General features: G+C 58.4%; 4 protein-coding genes. All 4 read left to right on the forward strand.

The window, feature by feature from the left end:
* Positions 1–91: 91 nt before the first annotated feature.
* On the forward strand, positions 92–544 hold the full coding sequence (gene tnpA / locus DMO26_RS33225; RefSeq protein ID WP_226951521.1) for an IS66-like element accessory protein TnpA: 453 nt from the start codon (positions 92–94) through the stop codon (positions 542–544).
* Positions 541–894, forward strand: coding sequence for an IS66 family insertion sequence element accessory protein TnpB (tnpB, locus tag DMO26_RS33230; RefSeq protein WP_117196515.1), 354 nt, complete (start codon positions 541–543; stop codon positions 892–894). The genes tnpA and tnpB overlap by 4 nt, the downstream gene beginning before the upstream one ends.
* 49 nt (positions 895–943) lie before the next feature.
* Complete coding sequence (gene tnpC / locus DMO26_RS33235; RefSeq protein WP_117196516.1) at positions 944–2515, forward strand: IS66 family transposase; 1572 nt, start codon at positions 944–946, stop codon at positions 2513–2515.
* A partial coding sequence (locus tag DMO26_RS33240; RefSeq protein ID WP_117196517.1) for a UPF0149 family protein occupies positions 2512–3043 on the forward strand: 532 nt, incomplete at its 3' end. The genes tnpC and DMO26_RS33240, both read left to right, overlap by 4 nt.

Consider the following 3043-nt stretch of genomic DNA (forward strand, 5'->3'; position numbering starts at 1 on the left):
CGTAACCGTTGCGAGCGCCCCACATTCAACACGGATTTCGCATCGCGCATAATTGCCGTCTGTTGAATACTGCAATGGTGAGGTTGTGTGGGTGGCAGACGATGAGAGGTTGGTTTCGCATCATGCTGATGATGGTCATCAGCATGATGCGCAAGACAGTTCGGACAGATCGGGAAGGTCACCCCGTCGTGTCGAAGTGATCATTGGCGGCAACCAACGGCGCCGATGGACTGAGGAAGACAAGGCCAGGATCACGGCGGCGAGTTTCGTGGCTGGCGCCAATATCGCCGCGGTGGCGCGCGAGCATGGTGTCAGCCAGGGCTTGCTGCATTACTGGCGCCGTTGCGCCCGCGAGCGGGTCTCGGACGAGCAGGAGATGCGATTTGTGCCCGTTGTGACACGTGATGACGAACAACCGGTTGCCCTTTCGGACGAGAGGTTGACGATGCGCGTTGAGGTCGGTGGCGCCTGTGTTCTCATCGAATGCAGCGTTGACGAGCGAGCGCTGCGAACGGTGTTCAGCGCGTTGCGGGGCTCGGCTTGATCTCGTTGCGATCAGGGTTGCGGGTCCTGATTGCTTCCAGGCCGGTTGACTTCAGGAAAGGTATGAACTCCCTTGCTGCCCTGGTATCGACGACGTTGGGAGCGAACCCGTATTCAGGAGACATCTATATCTTCCGCAGCAAGCGCAGCGACCGGTTGAAGATCGTGGTGTGGGATGGCAGTGGCATGGTTTTGCTGACGAAAATTCTGGAAGATCGCCACTTCACATGGCCTCCTGTTGGAGACGGCGCCGTTCATCTCAGCGCGAGCGAAATGGCACTTCTGCTGGATGGGCTCGACTGGACAAAGGTTGACCAGAAGCCGGTCAAACGCCCGACAAAGATAGCCTGATCCTGTTGTAATTCATGGACAATTGCGGGCAGTTCGGCTAGTGTTGGCCATGCTCGAACGTGGCCAACACCTGCCTCGGGATCCTGACATTCTGGTCGGCATGATCCTGGAAAGAGACGCTGAGATCGAGCGTCTGCAAGCGCTGTTGAAGGCCGCCAACGCCCAGCCATACAGGCAGAAATCCGAGACGTCACTGGCGGTTCTCGACGGCCAGACCCGTCTGGATCTCGGAGACGAAGAGCTGATGGCCGAGGCCGGTCTATGCGACGGCGCGCCAGAGCCTGCCAGAGCTCAACGCAAGGCCGGCGCCTCGTCAAAGCGGCGTCGCAATATCGGCGCTTTGCCTGAACATCTTGAGCGTGTCGTTGAGGTGATCGAGCCGGCATCCCTGGACTGCGCCTGCTGCCATGGACAACTGCATCGCATTGGCGAAGACGAGAGCGAGGCGCTTGCGTCTCGTCCGGCCACTCTCTACGTGCTGCGCACCGTGCGCCCCAGATATGCCTGCCGGACCTGTGAGGCGGGGATCGTTCAGGCCAAAGCCAGGCCGCGTCTGTTCGACGGGGGACTGGCAACGACGGCGATGATCAGCAATGTCGTGGTTTGGCGTTATGCCTGGTATCTGCCGCTTCACCGTCAGGTCCAGATGCTCAAAGGACAAGGTGTCCGCTTGGACACATCAACTCTTTGCGGGTGGGTGAAGCGCTCAGCCTGGTGGCTTAAATCGCTCTACGACAAATTGCTGGCCTACATTCATAGCCATTCCCGGGTGTTTGTGGACGAAACCCGAATGCCCGTTCTCAGACGGGACCGAAAGCGAACGAAGGTTTGCCAGTTTTGGGCTCATGCGGTGGATGATCGTCCATGGAGCGGGCCTGCCTATCCGGCGGTTGCCTATGTCTTCGCGCAAGGTCGTGGAAAGGGCGAGATCCAGTCGCAGCTGGCGAGCTACCATGGGCTTTTGCAAGTCGATGCCTACAAGGCTTACAAAAGCCTGACACGACCTGGTCGCAAGGCGGGTCCGATTACGCTCGCCTATTGCCTTGCCCATGCACGGCGCAAATTTGTCGATGTCTATAAGAAGTACAAGTCAGAACTGGCGAGGATGGTGATCGAGCGATTTGCTGAGATCTATGCGATCGAGGCTAATATCCGTGGCACAAGCGCCGAGCATAGGCGAGCCGTTCGCCAGGCGACCACCAAAGGTCTGATGGCCGGTCTCAAGACGCTGTTGATGGATACGCTGAAGGCGATATCCGCCAAGGATCCGGTGGCCTCAGCCATCACGTACACGCTTGGGCTCTGGTCCGGGCTGACACTCTTTCTCGATGATGGTCGGCTGGAGGTGGATTCCAATACCGTCGAGCGCACCATGCGCGGGGTTGCACTTGGGCGGGTCAACAGCCTGTTTGCCGGCAGTGATGGCGGTGCACAAACATGGTCCATTCTGGGATCCTTGTTGACGACAGCCAAGTTGAATGATGTCGATCCCTATACGTGGCTCAATGACGTGCTCGAGCGCCTGGTGTCGGGAGAGATCAAGTCGCCGTCTCTTGAGCGTTGCCTGCCTTGGAACTGGAGACGGGAACGTGCCGATTTGAACAAGGCGATTGCAGCGTGAAACGGCCCAGGCGTGCAAAACCCCTGTCGCTTGAGCAGCTGGAAGTCTGGTTCGACAAGGCTGAACCAGAACCGCCTTGCGGCGGTGTCTCCATGATGAACGGCTTCCTGACCGGCTTGGCGGTCGGACCAGTCTTCCTGTTGCCGAACGACTGGATGTTCCATGTCATCGGCGATCACGAGAAAAAAGCATTCATCGGAACCAGGACCCAGGCGGTGATCGATACGATCGTCGATCATTACAACCTTGTCGCCCACCAACTGACAACACCGGGCCGCTATGCTCCGCTCCTGATGCGCACTGACGATGACGAAGTTATTGCGGGCCATTGGGCGGATGGCTTCTTTGGCGCCATAAGCCTGAACCTGAACGAATGGGCACCCCTGTTCGCTGAAAAGGAGACCGGCGAACCCCTCATGGGCATCCTCATTCAGTCCACGAGATCCGAATTGGCCGAAATGATCTCCATGGCATTCCCAAAGCCTTCGCCGGCCCTGCTCAAGGATGCATGGCGCGCGATCCCGTTTG

It is taken from the genome of Rhizobium terrae (assembly GCF_003425685.1).
Classification (GTDB): Bacteria; Pseudomonadota; Alphaproteobacteria; order Rhizobiales; family Rhizobiaceae; genus Neorhizobium; species Neorhizobium terrae.

Excerpts from the sequence above, each read along its gene's own strand:
- tnpC (WP_117196516.1), top strand. The coding sequence starts at position 944 with ATGCTCGAACGTGGCCAACACCTGCCTCGGGATCCTGACATTCTGGTC.